Source organism: Enterobacter sp. TMH.L2, assembly GCF_050847315.1.
In the GTDB taxonomy this organism is placed as follows: Bacteria; Pseudomonadota; Gammaproteobacteria; order Enterobacterales; family Enterobacteriaceae; genus Cedecea.
Genome location: NZ_CP193791.1, coordinates 1,382,210 through 1,400,091, shown reverse-complemented (window position 1 = coordinate 1,400,091; position 17,882 = coordinate 1,382,210). Strand labels below are relative to the sequence as shown.

Below are 17,882 nucleotides of genomic sequence, written 5' to 3'. Positions count from 1 at the left end.
CTATAATAAAAGACACTTAATTATTGCCGAGGTATTTATCTATTACATTGACCAATCTTTTGATATACATCTCTTTAACTACCTTTTCATTAATCCCTTAATGTTTCAGGCATGAATATTAATTTTTACTTATGTTTAGCGACAACGCATTTACGTCGGCAGCACCTCTCCCTCCGCAGTGAGCAAGAAGCAGTGAATACCATTACATCACGGCGATATAATTAGATAATAAAACTACAACAACTAAAATTAATAGTTTTTTTAACTATCGGTATTTTCAAATCGCGTTCCGTGCTTATACATTGTGCTGTAAAGATAAATTGCATTTCTTCAGGCCCCATCCTTCAAATCTCGCTTAAGCAGGAGTACATTGTGGCGGTGCGCTTCCACGGCAGGACGCGAAATTAACAACAAAGGTCGAAGCTTCATGTCCCCCATCGAAAAATCCAGCAAACTTGATAATGTCTGTTATGACATCCGTGGCCCGGTACTCAAAGAGGCAAAACGCCTTGAAGAAGAAGGCAACAAAGTGCTTAAGCTCAACATCGGCAACCCCGCGCCGTTCGGTTTCGAAGCGCCGGATGAAATCCTTGTTGATGTGATCCGTAATCTTCCAACCGCCCAGGGATATTGCGACTCCAAAGGGCTTTTCTCTGCCCGTAAAGCAATCATGCAGCATTATCAGGCTCGTGGGATGCGGGATGTGACTACGGAAGATATTTATATCGGGAACGGCGTTTCCGAACTGATCGTCCAGTCGATGCAGGCGCTGCTAAACAGCGGTGACGAAATGCTGGTTCCCGCGCCAGACTACCCGCTTTGGACAGCTGCCGTTTCTTTGTCCAGCGGCAAAGCCGTGCATTATCTGTGTGATGAGAGTTCTGACTGGTTCCCGGACCTCGACGATATCCGCGCTAAAATCACCCCACGCACGCGTGGCATTGTGATTATTAACCCAAACAACCCTACCGGCGCCGTTTACTCCAAAGAGTTGCTGTTAGAGATTGTCGAGATTGCACGCCAGCACAATCTGATCATCTTTGCCGATGAGATTTACGACAAAATCCTTTATGACGATGCCGAGCATCACTCGATCGCAGCCCTGGCACCGGATCTGTTAACCATTACCTTCAACGGCCTGTCAAAAACCTATCGCGTGGCCGGTTTCCGTCAGGGTTGGATGGTGCTCAACGGGCCGAAGAAACACGCTAAAGGCTATATTGAAGGTCTGGAAATGTTAGCCTCTATGCGCCTGTGCGCCAACGTCCCTGCCCAACATGCTATCCAGACAGCGCTGGGAGGATACCAAAGCATTAGCGAGTTTATCGTGCCTGGTGGCCGTCTGTACGAACAGCGTAATCGTGCCTGGGAGCTGATCAACGAAATTCCTGGCGTCTCCTGCGTTAAGCCTCGTGGGGCGCTGTACATGTTCCCGAAAATTGACGCAAAGCGCTTCAATATTCATGACGACCAGAAAATGGTGCTGGACTTCCTGCTGCAGGAAAAGGTTCTGCTGGTTCAGGGTACGGCATTTAACTGGCCGTGGCCGGATCACGTGCGTATTGTCACTCTGCCACGCATTGATGATCTGGAAATGTCGATAGCTAAGCTGGGACGTTTCCTCGGACACTACCATCAGTAAGCCATTCGGGGGCATTTGCAATGCCCCCTTTCTCCCCGCACAATGACGTCACCAAGTTGTTACCGCGAGAACGTCATGAGTCAGAGCCATTTCTTTGCCCACCTCTCCCGCCTGAAACTGATTAGCCGCTGGCCACTAATGCGGAATGTCCGCACCGAGAACGTGTCTGAACACAGCCTGCAGGTCGCCATGGTTGCCCACGCCCTTGCCGCTATCAAAAATCGCAAGTTTAACGGCAACGTAAATGCCGAACGTATTGCGCTGCTGGCGATGTATCACGACGCCAGCGAGGTGCTGACCGGGGATCTCCCCACGCCGGTAAAATACTTCAACTCGCAAATTGCCCATGAATACAAAGCCATTGAAAAGATTGCGCAGCAAAAACTGATCGAAATGGTGCCGGAAGAGCTTCGTGATATCTGGGCGCCGCTGATTGATGAGCACAGCTACAGTGAAGAAGAGAAAGCGCTGGTGAAGCAGGCCGATGCGTTATGCGCTTATCTGAAATGCCTGGAGGAGCTGTCGGCCGGGAACAACGAGTTTCTGCTGGCGAAAAGTCGCCTGGAAAAAACGCTGGCCGACCGCCACAGCCCGGAGATGGATTATTTTATGCAGGTCTTTGTGCCGAGCTTCCAGCTTTCGCTGGATGAAATCAGCCAGGATTCGCCGCTTTAAACACGTCCATCTGCCGAGGCGAAATCAGGATAATGTTTTCCCCTTCTCCCTTACAGGGAGGAGGCCGGGATGAGGGTAAATATCAGAACGGGAATAACATCGGTACCATCACCACGCTCACGATCATCACAATGACGGTAAACGGCACGCCGAGCTTTACGAAGTCGCTGAACTTATAGTTTCCTGGCCCCAGCACCAGCGTGTTCACTGGTGAAGAGACTGGCGTCATAAACGCCGCAGAAGCCGCCATCGCCACAATCATCGCAAACGGATACGGCGACACCCCCATCGATTTAGCCGCAGCCAGCGCAATAGGCGCCATCAATACTGCCGTGGCGGTATTAGAAATAAATAACCCGATAGCCGCACACATCACAAACAGGCACACCAGCATGATATATGGGCCGTAGCCGCCGCCAAACTCCATCAGCCCATGAACGATCAGATCCACCCCGCCGGTTTTCTGCAGCGCTAAAGCGAAAGGCATCATCCCGACAATCAGAATAATGCTCGGCCAGTGAATCGCCTTATAGGCGCTTTCCATATCAATACAGCGGAATTTGCCCATCAACAAACAGGCGATAATCGCGGCGATTGGATTGGGTATTTCGTCGGTCAGCATCAGTGCCACCATCAGCGTCAGGCAGAAAATCGCATGAGGTGCCTGGCTGTGGGCCGGGGAGGCATCCTGCTCTTCCACAGGCAGACTCAGCACCAGGAAATCACGGTTCTGCTGTGAAAGCTGGTTGATCAGCTTCCAGTCACCAACCACCAGTATAATGTCGCCCAACTGGATAGGTTCATCCACCAGCAATCCTTCCATGGCTTCACCCGCCCGCCGCAGGCCAACAACGTTAAGGCCGTAGCGGGTTCGGAAAGCCATTTCTCGCAAAGTCTGCCCGGTGAGCCCTGACTCTGGCAGCAGAGAAACTTCTGCCATCCCCACATCCAGTGCCTGATCGGAAAAATACTCCCCCCGCAGGATCATTGGCTCCAGCATTTGCTCCCCGCAAAACTCTCGCAAATCAACCTCTGAGGCCGACATGTCAATCAGCAGTACATCGCGGGCGCGGAATTCCGTACCGCCGGTCACGTTGACAATCACGCGCCGAAAGCGGCGCCAGCGCTCCAGGCCAATCACGTTCGCGCCATAGCGTTCACGCAGCTTTAAATCGTCCAGACGATGGCCAACCATCGGTGAGCCAGGGCGAATAGCCAACCGGCGAGCCCGCCCGGTCAGGCGATATTCTTTTATCAGATCGCGAAATGAACGGCGCTTCCAGCTCTCTTTGCCTGCCTCTTCGCCCTGGCCTTTGAGCGCGAAACGTGCCACCAGCATATAAAGGATGCCAAGCACCAGCACCGCCAGGCCAATTGGCGTCACGCTAAAGAACTGGAACCCCTCCAGCCCCTCACGAAGCAGTTCGCTGTTGATTACCAGGTTAGGCGGCGTCGCAACCAGCGTCATCATGCCGCTTATCAGCCCGGCAAAACTGAGCGGCATCATCAGCCGGGAAGGCGAGATTTTCATGCGCATAGAAACGCTGAGTACCACCGGAATAAAAATCGCCACCACGCCGGTGGAGCTCATAAATGCCCCCAACCCGGCCACCGTCACCATCAGCAGGACCAGCATTTTGGTTTCGCTGCTGCCCGCCACGTCCACCAGCCAGCTTCCCATCTTGGTGGCTACACCGGTGCGCACCAGCCCGTCGCCAATAATGAACAGCGCGGCAATCAGAATCACGTTGGGATCGCTAAAGCCGGAAAATGCTTCGCTGAGGCTTAATGTTCCGCTGAGCACAAAAGCGACAATCACCAATAACGCCACCGCGTCCATACGCATTTTTCCGGTGGCGAACAGCAGAACGGCAACCGCCAGTAACGACAACACCCAAATGAGTTCCGAATTCAAAACGAGTCCCTGAATGGCTGAATATTGGTGAATTGAATGTAGACGAGAATGCCATAAAAAAACCCCGCAAATGCGGGGTTAAATCATGGGATTAGTGTTTTCTTAACACTTCGACGACTCCGTCCGGGGATTTCTGGACGAGCAGTTCGGTGAGGGACGTCAGAACGTAATCCACGTGCTCAAGCCGGGGTGTATCCGCCGGAGCGTTGACCGCTATTACGTGACAACCTGCTGCCAGCCCTGAAAGCACGCCCGCAGGGGCATCTTCAACGACAACGCACTCTTCCGGCTCCAGGCCAAGCAGCTGCGCGCCAAGTAAATAGGCATCCGGCTCAGGTTTACCACGTGCGACGCGTTCCGCCGTCACAAACACTTCCGGCTCTGGCAGCCCACCGGCCAGGCGACGAGCGGATGCCACCGGCACGGAACCTGAGGTGACAATGGCCCACGGAATACCCGCTTCGTTAAGATGCGCCAGCAACTCCGCAGCTCCCGGTAGCGCGACAATGCCGTCGGTATCTTCAGACTCAAGCTTTTCCAGACGCAGGAACTCTTGCTGAATCTCTTCCTCAGAAGCACCGGCCATAAAGTGGCGCAGTGAGGTAATCGCCTGCTTGCCGTGGATGAAGCCTAATACTTCTTCCGGGGAAATACTAAAACGCTTTGCCCAGTTTACCCACGCGCGTTCAACGGCGGGAAGAGAGTCAACCAGCGTACCATCCAAATCAAACAAGAAACCTTTACACTTCACTCCGCGTCTCTCCTCAGGCGTTAATGATCTGCGCAATCTCGTTGGCGCTTAAGTGATACTGACGTGGGCAGGCGTGCCACACTTTCAGCATTCGTTGGTATTTGTCCCACATTGGGGTTTGGGCGTTGAAACCGTGGGTGCCGGCATCAAAATGGGTATAGCGGCCTTCAATATTCACCATAAAGCGAACATAGCCGAGGAAGCGGGCTTCGGTGGCAGCATCAAACCCCATAAAGGTGACGCGGCGTTCATCGATTTCTTTGCTGTCTTTCAGGTTGGTCCAGGAGACATGCATCGCGTGATACATTTCCATGATGTCGATAACGATGCGGCATGTTTCTTCTTTTAGCTCGCCAAACTCGCGATCCAGCTCGCGCATTTGCAGGCCATAGCCGCGTTCGATGATGGTCTGCAGACGGCGATAGCGTTCGGCGTTATCCGGGTCCATCATCGTCATCATCTTATACTGGTTAGATAAAATCAGACGTTGCGCGTGAGTCATTTCCATTTCCTGGCTCCTTTGGTACATGGAAAAATGCAGGTTACGACGAGGATAACCTGTAAGAAAGTGTGCCTTCCTTTATATGCGCAACCGCAGGGTAATTACAAATCATCCAGGAAAGTTTTATCCAGCTGCTTAAACGCGCGCTTCAGCACGTCCGCCAGCGCCTGGTAGTCTGGCTTGCCTTCCACCGGCGCCAGCGCCTGCCCGGCTTCCTGAAGCTTCATGCGAACGTCATAAAACCACTGTAACGTCGACGGCGGTAATGGCGTGACCGAGCGCTTACCCAGCCACCACAGCCCTTGCATCGGCAGGCTACAGGCAAAGAGTGCCGTCGCCACCGCCGGGCCAAGCTGGCCACCCAACGCGATTTGCCACGTCAGGGTAAATACCGCCAGCGGCGGCATAAAGCGGATGGCATAGCGGGTGGCGCGTATCACGCGGTTTTCGATAAATACCGGCGCCAGACGCTTATCCAGCGGCCAGGTCTTCGAGTAGTGTTGCCCACGTCCGAACAGGCTAAACCAGCTTACATGGCTATTCTGGGGTGTCGACATGGCTCATACCTCAACTCTACGTATAAAAAATAAAATAATACTGTAACTCAACAACTCTAAATGACATCGTTCAAAAAATTTTGTCTTTCCGAGCCGCTATCTGCTACCCTGTGCCGGCCTTTGATGGCCGTAGTTGGGAAACCACAAGCTGTCAAACATTCTTTTACATCGCCGTGACCTGCAGCTTCAGGAATATGGCGTAAACTCTGAGTAATTTTATTCGCCATGCCGAAAAACGCTTCCGGCATGACGTTAATCATAAATGTCCGCGTCATCATGCGCTACGCTGATAGACTCACTGACGTTTTTTTAGCCACGTATCAAAAATAGGTACTTCCATGTCGAGTAAGCTAGTACTGGTTCTGAACTGCGGTAGCTCATCCCTGAAATTCGCAATTATCGATGCTGTAAACGGTGAAGAGTACCTTTCTGGTTTAGCAGAGTGTTTCCACCTTCCTGAAGCCCGTATCAAGTGGAAGCTGGACGGCGCTAAACAAGAAGCGGCTCTGGGTGCAGGTGCCGCTCACAGCGAAGCTCTTAACTTCATCGTTAATAAAATTCTGGCAGAAAAACCAGAATTGTCCGCTCAGCTGACCGCAATTGGTCACCGTATCGTACACGGCGGTGAAAAATACACCAGTTCCGTAGTTATCGATGATTCCGTGATTCAGGGTATCAAAGATTCAGCCTCTTTTGCACCGCTGCATAACCCGGCTCACCTGATCGGTATCGCTGAAGCCCTGAAATCCTTCCCTAACCTGGCTGATAAAAACGTTGCCGTGTTCGACACCGCGTTCCATCAGACCATGCCGGAAGAATCTTTCCTCTACGCTCTGCCGTACAAACTGTACAAAGAGCACGGCGTTCGTCGCTACGGCGCACACGGCACCAGCCACTTCTACGTGACTCAGGAAGCCGCAAAAATGCTGAACAAGCCGGTTGATGAACTGAACATCATCACCTGCCACCTGGGCAACGGCGGTTCCGTTTCTGCTATCCGTAACGGCAAATGTGTTGATACCTCCATGGGTCTGACCCCGCTGGAAGGTCTGGTGATGGGTACCCGTTCCGGCGACATCGACCCGGCTATCATCTTCCACCTGCACGATGCCCTGGGCATGAGCGTAGAAGACATCAACAAAATGCTGACCAAAGAGTCCGGCCTGCTGGGTCTGACCGAAGTGACCAGCGACTGCCGTTACGTTGAAGACAACTACGCAACGAAAGAAGACGCTAAACGTGCAATGGACGTTTACTGCCACCGTCTGGCGAAATACATCGGTTCTTACACCGCGCTGATGGATGGTCGTCTGGACGCCGTTGTCTTCACCGGCGGTATCGGTGAAAACGCTGCAATGGTGCGCGAGCTGTCCCTGGGCAAACTGGGCGTACTGGGCTTCGACGTTGATCACGAGCGCAACCTGGCTGCACGTTTCGGCAAGTCTGGCTTCATCAACAAGGAAGGCACCCGCCCGGCGGTGGTTATCACCACCAACGAAGAGCTGGTCATCGCTCAGGATGCATCCCGCCTGACCGCCTGATTCCCTCACCGCCAGCCTTAGCTGGCGGTGTTGTTTTCTGAGTCGAGTGAGCATATCTGCTCGCGAAAACGAAAGAGGTTATACCGTGTCCCGTACTATTATGCTGATCCCTACCGGAACCAGCGTCGGCCTTACCAGCGTAAGCCTTGGCGTTATCCGTGCTATGGAACAAAAAGGCGTTCGCCTGAGCGTGTTCAAACCTATCGCCCAGCCGCGTACCGGTGGTGATACGCCGGACCAGACCACCAGCATCATCCGTGCTAACTCCACCATCCCGGCCGCTGAGCCGCTGCACATGAGCCACGTTGAGTCTCTGCTGTCCAGCAACCAGCAGGATGTGCTGATGGAAGAGATCATCGCCAACTACCACAACAGCAGCAAAGATGCTGAAGTTGTACTGGTTGAAGGCCTGGTGCCAACCCGTAAACACCAGTTTGCGCAGGCGCTGAACTATGAAATCGCCAAAACCCTGAACGCAGAAATCGTCTTCGTAATGTCTCTGGGCAACGACTCTCCGGAGCAGCTGAAAGAGCGTATCGAACTGACTCGCAGCAGCTTCGGCGGCAGCAAGAACACCAACATCACCGGCGTTATCATTAACAAACTGAATGCCCCGGTTGATGAGCAGGGCCGTACCCGTCCGGATCTGTCCGAAATCTTCGACGATTCCAGCAAAGCAAGCATCGCGAACATCGATCCTAAGCTGCTGTTTGCCGACAGCCCGCTCCCGGTTCTGGGCTGCGTGCCGTGGAGCTTCGAACTGATTGCCACCCGCGCAATCGACATGGCTCGCCACCTGAACGCCACCATCGTTAACGAAGGCGACATCAACACCCGCCGCGTGAAGTCCGTGACCTTCTGTGCGCGCAGCATTCCGCACATGCTGGAACACTTCCGCCCTGGCTCTCTGCTGGTTACCTCCGCAGATCGCCCGGATGTGCTGGTTGCTGCCTGCCTGGCCGCCATGAATGGCGTGGAAATCGGCGCTATCCTGCTGACCGGTGGTTACGAAATGGACCCACGCATCAGCAAGCTGTGCGAACGTGCTTTTGCTACCGGCCTGCCGCTGTTCATGGTTGAAACCAACACCTGGCAGACCTCTCTGAGCCTGCAGAGCTTCAACCTGGAAGTCCCAACCGACGACCATCAGCGTATCGAAAAAGTGCAGGAATATGTGGCCAGCCACATCGATGCTAACTGGATCGAATCCCTGACCGCGACCTCCGAGCGCAGCCGTCGTCTGTCTCCTCCAGCGTTCCGTTACCAGCTGACCGAACTGGCTCGCAAAGCCGGTAAACGCGTCGTGCTGCCGGAAGGCGACGAACCGCGTACCGTTAAAGCGGCAGCCATCTGTGCTGAGCGCGGTATCGCTACCTGTGTTCTGTTGGGTAACCCGGATGAAATCACCCGTGTTGCTGCGGCGCAGGGCGTTGAGCTGGGTGCAGGCATCGAAATCGTTGATCCGGAAGTGGTTCGCGAAAGCTACGTTGCCCGCCTGGTTGAGCTGCGTAAGAGCAAAGGCATGACCGAAGCCGTTGCCCGCGAGCAGCTGGAAGACAACGTTGTGCTGGGCACCCTGATGCTCGAGCAGGACGAAGTTGACGGCCTGGTTTCCGGCGCGGTTCACACCACCGCCAACACCATCCGTCCACCGCTGCAGCTGATCAAAACCGCACCGGGCAGTTCTCTGGTCTCTTCCGTGTTCTTCATGCTGCTGCCTGAACAGGTTTACGTTTACGGCGACTGCGCGATCAACCCGGATCCAACCGCAGAACAGCTGGCAGAAATCGCGATTCAGTCCGCTGACTCCGCTGCCGCCTTCGGTATCGACCCACGCGTCGCAATGCTCTCCTACTCCACCGGTAACTCCGGCGCGGGTAGCGACGTTGAGAAAGTGCGTGAAGCCACCCGTATCGCTCAGGAAAAACGCCCTGATCTGGTCATCGACGGTCCACTGCAGTACGACGCTGCGGTTATGGCTGACGTGGCTAAGTCTAAGGCACCAAACTCTCCTGTTGCGGGCCGTGCGACCGTGTTCATCTTCCCTGACCTGAACACCGGGAACACCACCTACAAAGCGGTACAGCGTTCTGCAGACCTGATCTCCATCGGGCCAATGCTGCAGGGTATGCGCAAGCCGGTTAACGATCTGTCCCGTGGCGCGCTGGTGGACGATATCGTCTACACCATCGCGCTGACCGCGATTCAGTCCGCTCAGCAAGCGTAAGCTCACTGAGACGCAAAAAAGGCAGCCATCTGGCTGCCTTTTCTTTTTCTGTCACCTTTAACCGCTACAGCAGCTCTTTCGCCGCCTGCACGATATCTGCCGCCGTCAGGCCATACTCCTGCTGCAGGAAGTCCTGAGTCCCGACCTGGCCGTAACGCTCCTTCACGCCCACTCTGCGCATCGGCACCGGGCAGGTTTCCACCAGCACTTCCGCCACCGCTGAGCCCAGCCCGTTGTGAATACTGTGGTTTTCACAGGTCACAATTCGGCCGGTTTTTTCGGCGTAGTTCTTCACCAGCATGCGGTCGATAGGCTTGAGGGTAAACATGTCGATGACCGCCGCGCTAACCCCTTCCTGCTCCAGCTGCTGAGCCGCTTTCAGCGCTTCCGCAACCATAATTCCGTTGGCGATTAGCGTGATATCCGTTCCCTCACGCAGCACATTACCTTTGCCGATGGTGAAGGTTGAACCTGCCTCATAAACCGTCGCCGCCTGCTTGCGAATAGTCCGCACCCAGTAGAAGCCTTCCAGCTCGATCAACTGACGCAGAATGTCTTTAAACATCACCGCATCAGTCACTTCCAGCACAACAGAATGCGCCAGCCCGCGAACAATGCCCATATCTTCAAACGACATATGGGTCCCGCCGTTATGGCAGGCCGTCACCCCGGCGTCGGAAGCAATGACCTTGACGTTATTCCGCTGGTAATCCAGCGACATAAACAGCTGGTCAAAGCAGCGGCGGCTGGCGAAGGCGGTAAAGGTGTGGACGAACGGTTTGCGGCCGGTCAGCGACAGCCCGGCCGCCACGCCAATCACGTTGGCTTCCATGATGCCGCAGTTAATCACATGCTGCGGGTTATCTCGCTGCACGCCATCCATCGCCATCGAACTCATCAGGTCAGCTTCCAGCGCGATGATCCCGCTGCCTTCGCCAATCTGCTGCTGAACAAACCCGGCGTAGACTTTACGCATTTCTACGGCGTCCTGGCCGCCGCTCTGACTTACCTTAATCATGTGCCGCCTCCAGTTGCGCGATGGCCTGCTCCAGCGCCTGTTTTAACTGCTCCGTCAGGCGGAGATGGTGGGAGTTCCCCAGTTGCTCAAGGTACGGCACCCCCTGCCCTTTAATGCTGTCGAGGATCACCAGCAAAGGGCGCTGTTCGCCGCTGCGAACGGGTTTCACCGCCGCCAGCAAACCGGGAATGTCATCGCCTTTCACCTGCACCACGTCAAACCCGAAGGCGCTGAACTTCTCTGCCAGATCGAAAGCACAGATGATTTCGTCCAGCTCGCCGTCCAGCTGCTGTTTGTTCCAGTCCACAAACACCGTCAGATTGTTAAGACGGTGATGAGCAATAAACTGGAAAGCCTCCCAGCACTGCCCCTCGTTCAACTCGCCGTCGCCGACAATGCTGAAGACCCGGTTGCGACGCTGCGACAGTTTGTGGGACAGCGCCATGCCGGCAGCAATCGAAATCCCTTGCCCTAACGAACCTGTGGTCGCATCCACACCGCGCGTTTTCAGCCGATCGGGGTGGCTGGGCAGGCTGGTACCGTTCTGGTTTAGCGTGGCCAACTGCTCCACAGGAAAATACCCTTTCAGCGCCAGCGTGCTGTACAGCGCCGGGCCAGCATGCCCCTTCGACAGCACAAAGTAGTCGCGTTCAGCCCAGTCAGGGTCGCCCGGATCGATATTCATCACGTCGCCGTACAGCACCGCCAGCGTCTCGACCACCGACATGCTGCCGCCGTAATGGCCAAACCCCAGTTGGGTGAGTGCTTTCAGCGTCTCTACCCGGATGTCGCGCGCAAACCGCGTGACGTCAGCCAGTTCATTCATTATTTTGCCCCCGTCTTGTCTTCAGTATGTACGGCAGGAGTGCCTTTTCCTTTGCCCAGATAGTTGAACCCGACCAGTACCGCAAACACGGCGACCACTACTGCGGTAATCGCCGCAGGTGACAGGAAGCGTGCAAGGTTGCCGAGGATAATCCCCACCACGCCAAAATCGGCGTCGGAGAAGGTTGTGTTGGCGAAGCCCAGCGCGCCCAGAACAGGCAGCAGCAAGACCGGCAGGAAGGTGATCAGCAGCCCGTTGGCAAAAGCCCCCACCATCGCGCCGCGACGGCCGCCGGTAGCGTTACCAAACACGCCCGCTGTCGCCCCGGTAAAGAAGTGAGGCACCACGCCCGGCAAAATCAGCACCAGCTTCATCTGCCCTAAAAGAAACAAGCCCACCAGGCCGCCGAGGAAGCTGAAAAGGAAGCCCACCAGCACGGCATTCGGCGCATAAGGGTAAACCACCGGGCAGTCCAGCGCCGGACGTGCATTAGGTACCAGCTTCTCAGAGAAACCGGTAAACGCCGGGACGATTTCCGCCAGAATCAAGCGCACGCCCTGCAGGATGATGAACACCCCGGCCGCAAAGGTAATCGCCTGAATAATGGAGTAAACCAGGAAGTTCTGGCCGCCGCTGAGTTTCTCTTCTACATAAGCCTGGCCTGCACAAATCGCGAGGATCATGTAGATGACAATCATGGTCAGGGAGATGGAGATTGAACTGTCACGCAGGAAGCTGAGGTTCTTCGGCAGGTTCATCTCTTCCGTTGAGCGCGAACCTTTCCCGCACTTGCTGCCGATCCAGCCGGACAGGACGTAACCCAGCGTACCGAAGTGGCCAAAGCCGATATCATCGGTGCCGGTGATGCGGCGCATATAGCGCTGCGCAATGGCCGGGAAGAACGCCATTATCAGCCCGAGGATCAGCGACCCGGTGAACACCAGCGCCACGCCTTCAAAGCCCGCCACGGTCAGGATGACGCTTATCATGCACGCCATGTAGAATGTGTGGTGCCCGGTCAGGAAGATGTACTTCAGGCGGGTAAAGCGAGCCACAATGATGTTCGCCACCATCCCGAAGGCCATGATCAGCGCCGTGGATGCCCCGTATTTCTCCAGTGCGATAGAAACAATCGCTTCATTATTCGGAATAATACCCTGGATATTAAAGGCGTGCTCAAACATACCGCCCAGTGGATTCAAAGACCCCACTAATACGGTGGCACCGCCGCCCAAAACAATAAAACCTAATACGGTTTTAATTGAGCCTTTCACCACATCAGAAAATGACTTCTTTTGCGCTACCAGACCAATTAAGGCTATCAGCCCGACGAGAATGGCCGGGACCTTCAGAATATCAACAATAAAATTCAGCGTGCCAAGGATAAACATATCCGCCTCCGCTTATTATTATGATTAACGACCGGCGAAATAAGCGCTCAGCTTATTTTCCAGCTCATTGATATCGATGATGTTGTTGATCACCACCAGTTGGCTATCCGGCAGGCGCGCGCTGGCGGCAATATCTTTCGCCATCACAAACACATCCGCCGCGTCCGGCGTGGCGGAAGATAAATCCGAGTGTTCAACCTCTGCCTCAATATTGAGTTTTTTAAGCACCTTTTTAATATTCATTTCGACCATAAAACTACTGCCGAGGCCGGAACCGCAGATTGCCATTATCTTCATTTTGTGTACCTTATATTTTTAGTAGAGTAAGAGCGCATCGCATTTTTCAATGCAACGTAAAAACCTATGGTGTTAAATTAAAAAATTAGAATCGATTAATGATTTTTTGTATTTCCTCCAGGTTATTGGCCTGATGCAGTAACGCCATGTCCTCGTCGCTGGAAAATAGCTCAGCGAGCGCAGAAATCATTTCAATATGGCTATGGCTGTCCGGGGCCGCCAGCATAATAATGACGTCCACCGGGTCGTTCCCCTCAGAATGAAAGCTCACGCCCCGCTTCAGCTTCAGCAGCGACAGGCCAAGCCCGGTCGCGCCCTCTTCCGGACGCGCATGCGGCATCGCCAGGCCCGGTGCCAGCACATAGTACGGCCCAAGCTTTTGGTGCTGCTGCATAATGGCCGTCAGGTAATGGGGCGCAATAATCCCCGCGTCCAGCAGCGGCCGGGCGCTAATCTCCAGCGCCTGCTGCCAGTTTGCGACCTCTTCCTGAAGCTGAATAGTCTGCGGATGCAGCCATTGGTTGAGCACGATAACCTCTCGAAATCGACATTGATGATGGGCAAACTTTATTCAACGGCCCTGGGTTTAACTGTGATTGATATCACAAAGATAGCGCTACCAATAACTATCACTCGATTTTGTGATAGCGCTATCAAATTGCAATCATTGTGTTAAATCGCATTTAGGCGCACGATTTCAGGCGTATACTTGAGCGATATTTCCCCTTCGTTTTCAGGGGCCAACGTCAGCCTGGCGTTTTTCAGGTCGAGAATCAGGAATCACAATGTCCATAACCCGAAAGCGGCGAAGTACCGGTAAGGTGACGCTTGCAGATGTGGCTCAGCTCGCCGGAGTCGGTACTATGACCGTTTCGCGAGCGCTAAGAACCCCGGAGCAGGTTTCCGACAAATTACGCGAAAAAATCGAAGCGGCGGTTTCCGAGCTGGGTTATATGCCCAACCTGGCGGCAAGCGCGCTGGCCTCCGCCTCCTCGTACACCATTGCAATGGTGGTCCCAAGCCTGGCAGAATCCGGCTGCAGTGAAATGTTTGCCGGCCTGCAGCAGGTGCTGCAGCCTGCGGGGTATCAGATAGTCCTGGCAGAATCCCAGCACCGGCTGGAGCAGGAGGAGAAGCTGCTGGAAACCCTACTGGCGTCCAATATTGCCGCGGCGATCCTACTGAGCGTGGAACACAGCGACACGGTGCGAGGCTGGCTGAAACACGCCAGCATTCCTGTGCTCGAAATCGGTGCCACCCGCGCCGATCCGCTGGACATGAACATCGGCATTGATAACGTCGCCGCCATGTTTGAACTGACGGAAATGCTCATCCACCGGGGCTATCAGAATATCGGGCTACTGTGCGCGAACCAGGAACAGTGGATTTTCCAGCAGCACCTTCAAGGCTGGTACAAAGCGATGCTGCGCCACCATATGTCGCCCAACAGGGTGATCAACGCTGCCGCGCCGCCGAATTTCTCCACCGGGGCCGCACAGCTACCCGAGTTTTTGCTGGCCTGGCCGGAGCTGGATGCGCTGGTTTGCGTGTCGGATGAGCTGGCCTGCGGCGCGCTGTACGAATGCCAGCGCAGGCGCATCAAAGTGCCTGACGACTTAGCCATCGTCGGGTTTGGCGACAGCGACGTGAGCCGCGTGTGCCAGCCCGCGCTGACCACCATTGCGGTACCGCATCGTAAGATTGGGATTGAAGCCGGGCGAGCGCTGTTGGCAAGAATTAACGAAGAAGAATGGGACAGAAGCCCGACTATCGCGTCATCGCTGTGCATGCGGGAGAGCTGCTGATTTTCCCTCACCCAGGTCCCCTCCTGGCTGGAAAAGGATCGGGGTGAGGGCCAACAATTACTCGCTTTCTTCGCTTTGTGACTCGTTTTTGGCGTTGCGGGTCATCCACAGCGCCAGCGCCTTCAGCGAATCAGGGGTAAATTCGTCACAGCGCGCGGTGATCTCTTCCGGGGACATCCAGCTCACTTCGCTGACTTCTTCTTCCTGCAGCGCGAAAGGCCCGTGGGACACGCAGCTAAAAAGCCCGCCCCAAACGCGGCAGCTATCGTCTTCGAAGTAGAACTGCCCGTGTTCCGCGAACGGCACGCCGGCAATACCCAGCTCTTCTTCCGCCTCGCGGCGAGCTGACTCGAGCATTTGTTCATCCGCCTGTACTACGCCGCCTGCGGTAGCATCCAGCATGCCCGGCATGAAGTCTTTAATTTCGGTGCGACGCTGCACCAGAATTTTGCCCATGCCATCGTGAACAACAATATAGGTCGCGCGATGACGCAGCCGCTGCGCACGCATTTGCTCGCGGCTTGCCTGTGCGATGACCTCATTGTCCTCATTAACAATATCTACCCATTCCGTGCCGACAAAATGACTCTGTTCCACCATCAGGGAAACCTTATTCAGGGGCGCTCTTACGGCGCGTTATTGGATTAACCTGTCAACGTTACGGGGTAATACGCACCTGTGCAATAACCCCATCACTCTCCAGCGTGCGAACGGTCAGAACACCATCATCCAGCATCCCGTAACTGGCCTCAAAACCGCCCTTCGGTATGCTGACAGAGCCTGGATTAAACAAATAGATCTGTTCGTGCTTTTCTGCAACCGGAAGATGCGTATGGCCGAAAATCAGAACATCGCCAGCGGACAGCGGCGGCAAATGCCCAGGATGATAAAGATGCCCGTGGGTCAGAAAAAGCCGCTGCTCCGCCAGCAAAACCTGCTGCCAGGGCGCGGTAATCGGAAACTGGAGCAGCATCTGGTCCACTTCGCTGTCGCAGTTTCCGCGCACCGCGATAATCTTATCGGCAACGCTATTCAGGCACTGCGCCACCGCCGGAGGATTATAGCCTTCGGGCAACGCGTTCCGAGGACCGTGATTCAGTAAGTCGCCCAGAATAACCAGCCATTTCGCGCCGCTGTGTGCAAAACGTTCCAGGACTTTTTCCGTAGCGGGTAGCGAACCGTGAAGGTCCGAAGCAAACATCAGTTTCATTTATCCCTGGCTCCAGTAATGACAATCCGCCAATGATAACGAATTCCCCGCCCACTATCAGCCTGCGTTTTTGGCCGACTGCGCCAGCCAAAGCTGCACCGACGCGCGCTGCCACTGAAAGCTCGCATACTCTTTCAGCCGCTCAGGCACTTCATCCCCGTTCAGGATCAGACGGTTGAGCATTAGCGCCAAGTCGGTGTCGGCGATAGACCATTCACCAAACAAATTTTGCTGCCCTTGCGGGAGCAAATGCTCTGCGGTAGCGATTAACTTCTCTGCAGCCCGTTGGCCCGCCGGGCTTAGCGCCGGTTTCTTCTCGCCGGCAAAGACCACGGCCGTGGAGCGCTCTTCCCGAATGGGCATTAAGTCGCTGCGCAGCCACGCCTGCACCTGCCGCGCCCGGGCGCGTTTTTCAATGTCATGAGGATAAATGCGTTCCCACGTCGGCGGCGCAAAACGCTCTTCCAGATATTCATCAATGGCGGAGGATTCGCTGAGCACAAAATCGCCAACCGCCAGCACCGGCACGCGGCGAGTCAGATCAAACCCCTTCCAGCCAGGCTTTAAATTCTGGCCACTGGCGAGGTCGATGGTTTGCAGCGCAAAGGCGAGTCCTTTCTCTTTCAGCGCAACAAAAACGGAAAGCACATAGGGGCTGAAACACTGGCTATCGGTCCACAACGTAATGGCAGGCTGGCTCATCATATCCTCACTTATTCGCGCGACAGGTTATTGAACATAGAGCGAAAAAAGCGTTTTGTCATCCGCTTAAAACGCACCATTGCGGTGCAGAAATAGCAATAACTTCTATACTCGAAACATTTGCCAAAATGGACTAACCCCTGGAGTGACCATGATCGAACTTTATTATGCGCCTACCCCAAACGGCCATAAAATTACCCTGTTTCTGGAAGAGGCCGGCCTGGAGTACAAAATCCACCGGGTCGATATCGGCAAAGGCGAACAGTTTCGCCCGGATTTTTTGGCTATCTCGCCGAATAACAAAATTCCTGCCATCGTGGATAACAAACCGGCCGACGGCGGCGAGCCTTTAAGTCTCTTTGAGTCCGGCGAAATTTTGCTTTATCTGGCGGATAAAACCGGGTTACTCCTCAGCAAAGAACTGCGCGCCCGCCATGCCACGCTGCAGTGGCTTTTCTGGCAGGTCGGCGGCTTCGGCCCGATGCTGGGCCAGAATCACCATTTCAACCACTTTGCTCCGCAGCCCGTCCCTTATGCTATCGAGCGCTACCAGGTTGAAACCCAGCGTCTTTACGGCGTACTCAATAAACAGCTGGAAAAAGCCCCGTGGCTTGGCGGCCACGATTACAGCATTGCGGACATCGCGACTTATCCCTGGGTGGTGTCCCATGAGCGCCAGCGCGTTGACCTCGCCAATTTCCCGGCGGTAAGGAACTGGTTTGAGCGGATCCGCACCCGGCCTGCCACCGTGAAGGCTTATCAGCAGGCAGAGAAGGGATAATCCCCGGTTCAGGTTTTTTCCCGCGCTGGTGTATCCTGTGGC

19 protein-coding genes are annotated in these 17,882 nt (G+C 54.8%); 6 read left to right on the top strand and 13 right to left on the bottom strand.

Translation table 11 applies throughout. The features are described from left to right. Positions 1-427 precede the first annotated feature (427 nt). Together alaA and yfbR are read left to right on the top strand one after the other, a co-directional pair. The gene (gene alaA, locus ACREYP_RS06760) at positions 428-1,642 is read left to right on the top strand and encodes an alanine transaminase AlaA (protein WP_008459770.1); all 1,215 of its coding nucleotides are present in this window, start codon (positions 428-430) and stop codon (positions 1,640-1,642) included. Positions 1,643-1,717: 75 nt separating this feature from the next. After that, on the top strand, positions 1,718-2,317 hold the full coding sequence (gene yfbR / locus ACREYP_RS06755) for a 5'-deoxynucleotidase (RefSeq protein WP_008459769.1): 600 nt from the start codon (positions 1,718-1,720) through the stop codon (positions 2,315-2,317). Between the two features lie 82 nt (positions 2,318-2,399). Here yfbR and ACREYP_RS06750 read toward each other — a convergent pair whose 3' ends face one another. The 5 genes from ACREYP_RS06750 to ACREYP_RS06730 form a co-directional block, all read right to left on the bottom strand. Then, positions 2,400-4,232 (bottom strand): SLC13 family permease, encoded by a 1,833-nt coding sequence (locus ACREYP_RS06750; protein WP_336819252.1) that lies wholly within the window; start codon positions 4,230-4,232, stop codon positions 2,400-2,402. 91 nt (positions 4,233-4,323) lie between these two features. After that, positions 4,324-5,019 (bottom strand): sugar phosphatase, encoded by a 696-nt coding sequence (locus tag ACREYP_RS06745; RefSeq protein WP_336819253.1) that lies wholly within the window; start codon positions 5,017-5,019, stop codon positions 4,324-4,326. Continuing rightward, positions 4,997-5,491: a YfbU family protein gene (locus tag ACREYP_RS06740; RefSeq protein WP_008459766.1), complete on the bottom strand. Its 495-nt coding sequence runs from the start codon at positions 5,489-5,491 to the stop codon at positions 4,997-4,999. Before ACREYP_RS06740 ends, ACREYP_RS06745 begins: the two co-directional genes overlap by 23 nt. A 95-nt stretch (positions 5,492-5,586) precedes the next feature. Beyond that, positions 5,587-6,042: a terminus macrodomain insulation protein YfbV gene (yfbV, locus tag ACREYP_RS06735; RefSeq protein ID WP_008459760.1), complete on the bottom strand. Its 456-nt coding sequence runs from the start codon at positions 6,040-6,042 to the stop codon at positions 5,587-5,589. A 56-nt stretch (positions 6,043-6,098) separates the two neighbouring features. Further along, entirely contained in the window at positions 6,099-6,302 is a 204-nt protein-coding gene (locus ACREYP_RS06730; RefSeq protein ID WP_157141428.1) for a hypothetical protein, read from the bottom strand. Between the two features lie 78 nt (positions 6,303-6,380). Between ACREYP_RS06730 and ackA the strand changes: the two genes are divergently transcribed. Next, a complete protein-coding gene (ackA, locus tag ACREYP_RS06725; RefSeq protein WP_008459758.1) occupies positions 6,381-7,583 on the top strand; it encodes an acetate kinase in 1,203 nt (400 codons plus the stop codon). 85 nt (positions 7,584-7,668) lie between these two features. Continuing rightward, positions 7,669-9,810: a phosphate acetyltransferase gene (gene pta / locus ACREYP_RS06720; RefSeq protein ID WP_336819254.1), complete on the top strand. Its 2,142-nt coding sequence runs from the start codon at positions 7,669-7,671 to the stop codon at positions 9,808-9,810. Positions 9,811-9,874: 64 nt separating this feature from the next. Here the strand turns inward: pta and ACREYP_RS06715 are convergent, their stop codons facing one another. The 5 genes from ACREYP_RS06715 to ACREYP_RS06695 all read right to left on the bottom strand — a co-directional run bounded on the left by ACREYP_RS06715 (position 9,875) and on the right by ACREYP_RS06695 (position 13,871). After that, positions 9,875-10,828: a transketolase family protein gene (locus ACREYP_RS06715; RefSeq protein ID WP_008459755.1), complete on the bottom strand. Its 954-nt coding sequence runs from the start codon at positions 10,826-10,828 to the stop codon at positions 9,875-9,877. After that, positions 10,821-11,654, bottom strand: a complete 834-nt coding sequence (locus ACREYP_RS06710; protein ID WP_336819255.1) for a transketolase — start codon at positions 11,652-11,654, stop codon at positions 10,821-10,823. Before ACREYP_RS06710 ends, ACREYP_RS06715 begins: the two co-directional genes overlap by 8 nt. After that, positions 11,654-13,045, bottom strand: a complete 1,392-nt coding sequence (locus tag ACREYP_RS06705; RefSeq protein ID WP_008459752.1) for a PTS ascorbate transporter subunit IIC — start codon at positions 13,043-13,045, stop codon at positions 11,654-11,656. The genes ACREYP_RS06710 and ACREYP_RS06705 overlap by 1 nt, the downstream gene beginning before the upstream one ends. Positions 13,046-13,069: 24 nt before the next feature. Next, positions 13,070-13,342, bottom strand: a complete 273-nt coding sequence (locus ACREYP_RS06700) for a PTS sugar transporter subunit IIB (RefSeq protein ID WP_008459751.1) — start codon at positions 13,340-13,342, stop codon at positions 13,070-13,072. Between the two features lie 85 nt (positions 13,343-13,427). Continuing rightward, positions 13,428-13,871, bottom strand: a complete 444-nt coding sequence (locus tag ACREYP_RS06695; RefSeq protein WP_336819256.1) for a PTS sugar transporter subunit IIA — start codon at positions 13,869-13,871, stop codon at positions 13,428-13,430. A gap of 256 nt (positions 13,872-14,127) precedes the next feature. Between ACREYP_RS06695 and ACREYP_RS06690 the strand changes: the two genes are divergently transcribed. Further along, positions 14,128-15,147 (top strand): LacI family DNA-binding transcriptional regulator, encoded by a 1,020-nt coding sequence (locus ACREYP_RS06690; protein WP_008459749.1) that lies wholly within the window; start codon positions 14,128-14,130, stop codon positions 15,145-15,147. Positions 15,148-15,204: 57 nt separating this feature from the next. Here ACREYP_RS06690 and yfcD read toward each other — a convergent pair whose 3' ends face one another. Genes yfcD through yfcF form a run of 3 tightly spaced genes read right to left on the bottom strand, consistent with a single transcriptional unit; the run spans position 15,205 to position 17,059 of the window. After that, positions 15,205-15,747: an NUDIX hydrolase YfcD gene (yfcD, locus tag ACREYP_RS06685; protein ID WP_039305105.1), complete on the bottom strand. Its 543-nt coding sequence runs from the start codon at positions 15,745-15,747 to the stop codon at positions 15,205-15,207. Between the two features lie 58 nt (positions 15,748-15,805). After that, positions 15,806-16,357 (bottom strand): phosphodiesterase, encoded by a 552-nt coding sequence (gene yfcE / locus ACREYP_RS06680; RefSeq protein ID WP_008459747.1) that lies wholly within the window; start codon positions 16,355-16,357, stop codon positions 15,806-15,808. A 57-nt stretch (positions 16,358-16,414) separates the two neighbouring features. After that, the gene (yfcF, locus tag ACREYP_RS06675; protein WP_008459745.1) at positions 16,415-17,059 is read right to left on the bottom strand and encodes a glutathione transferase; all 645 of its coding nucleotides are present in this window, start codon (positions 17,057-17,059) and stop codon (positions 16,415-16,417) included. 151 nt (positions 17,060-17,210) lie between these two features. Here yfcF and yfcG point away from each other — a divergent pair, with 151 nt between their 5' ends. Continuing rightward, the gene (yfcG, locus tag ACREYP_RS06670) at positions 17,211-17,840 is read left to right on the top strand and encodes a GSH-dependent disulfide bond oxidoreductase (RefSeq protein ID WP_336819257.1); all 630 of its coding nucleotides are present in this window, start codon (positions 17,211-17,213) and stop codon (positions 17,838-17,840) included. Positions 17,841-17,882: the final 42 nt, after the last annotated feature.

Excerpts from the sequence above, each read along its gene's own strand:
- ACREYP_RS06690 (WP_008459749.1), top strand. The coding sequence starts at position 14,128 with ATGTCCATAACCCGAAAGCGGCGAAGTACCGGTAAGGTGACGCTTGCA.
- yfcD (WP_039305105.1), bottom strand. The coding sequence starts at position 15,747 with ATGGTGGAACAGAGTCATTTTGTCGGCACGGAATGGGTAGATATTGTT.
- ACREYP_RS06740 (WP_008459766.1), bottom strand. The coding sequence starts at position 5,491 with ATGGAAATGACTCACGCGCAACGTCTGATTTTATCTAACCAGTATAAG.
- yfbV (WP_008459760.1), bottom strand. The coding sequence starts at position 6,042 with ATGTCGACACCCCAGAATAGCCATGTAAGCTGGTTTAGCCTGTTCGGA.
- yfcF (WP_008459745.1), bottom strand. The coding sequence starts at position 17,059 with ATGAGCCAGCCTGCCATTACGTTGTGGACCGATAGCCAGTGTTTCAGC.
- yfcE (WP_008459747.1), bottom strand. The coding sequence starts at position 16,357 with ATGAAACTGATGTTTGCTTCGGACCTTCACGGTTCGCTACCCGCTACG.
- ACREYP_RS06710 (WP_336819255.1), bottom strand. The coding sequence starts at position 11,654 with ATGAATGAACTGGCTGACGTCACGCGGTTTGCGCGCGACATCCGGGTA.
- ackA (WP_008459758.1), top strand. The coding sequence starts at position 6,381 with ATGTCGAGTAAGCTAGTACTGGTTCTGAACTGCGGTAGCTCATCCCTG.
- alaA (WP_008459770.1), top strand. The coding sequence starts at position 428 with ATGTCCCCCATCGAAAAATCCAGCAAACTTGATAATGTCTGTTATGAC.
- ACREYP_RS06715 (WP_008459755.1), bottom strand. The coding sequence starts at position 10,828 with ATGATTAAGGTAAGTCAGAGCGGCGGCCAGGACGCCGTAGAAATGCGT.
- ACREYP_RS06730 (WP_157141428.1), bottom strand. The coding sequence starts at position 6,302 with ATGATTAACGTCATGCCGGAAGCGTTTTTCGGCATGGCGAATAAAATT.
- yfbR (WP_008459769.1), top strand. The coding sequence starts at position 1,718 with ATGAGTCAGAGCCATTTCTTTGCCCACCTCTCCCGCCTGAAACTGATT.
- ACREYP_RS06705 (WP_008459752.1), bottom strand. The coding sequence starts at position 13,045 with ATGTTTATCCTTGGCACGCTGAATTTTATTGTTGATATTCTGAAGGTC.
- yfcG (WP_336819257.1), top strand. The coding sequence starts at position 17,211 with ATGATCGAACTTTATTATGCGCCTACCCCAAACGGCCATAAAATTACC.
- ACREYP_RS06700 (WP_008459751.1), bottom strand. The coding sequence starts at position 13,342 with ATGAAGATAATGGCAATCTGCGGTTCCGGCCTCGGCAGTAGTTTTATG.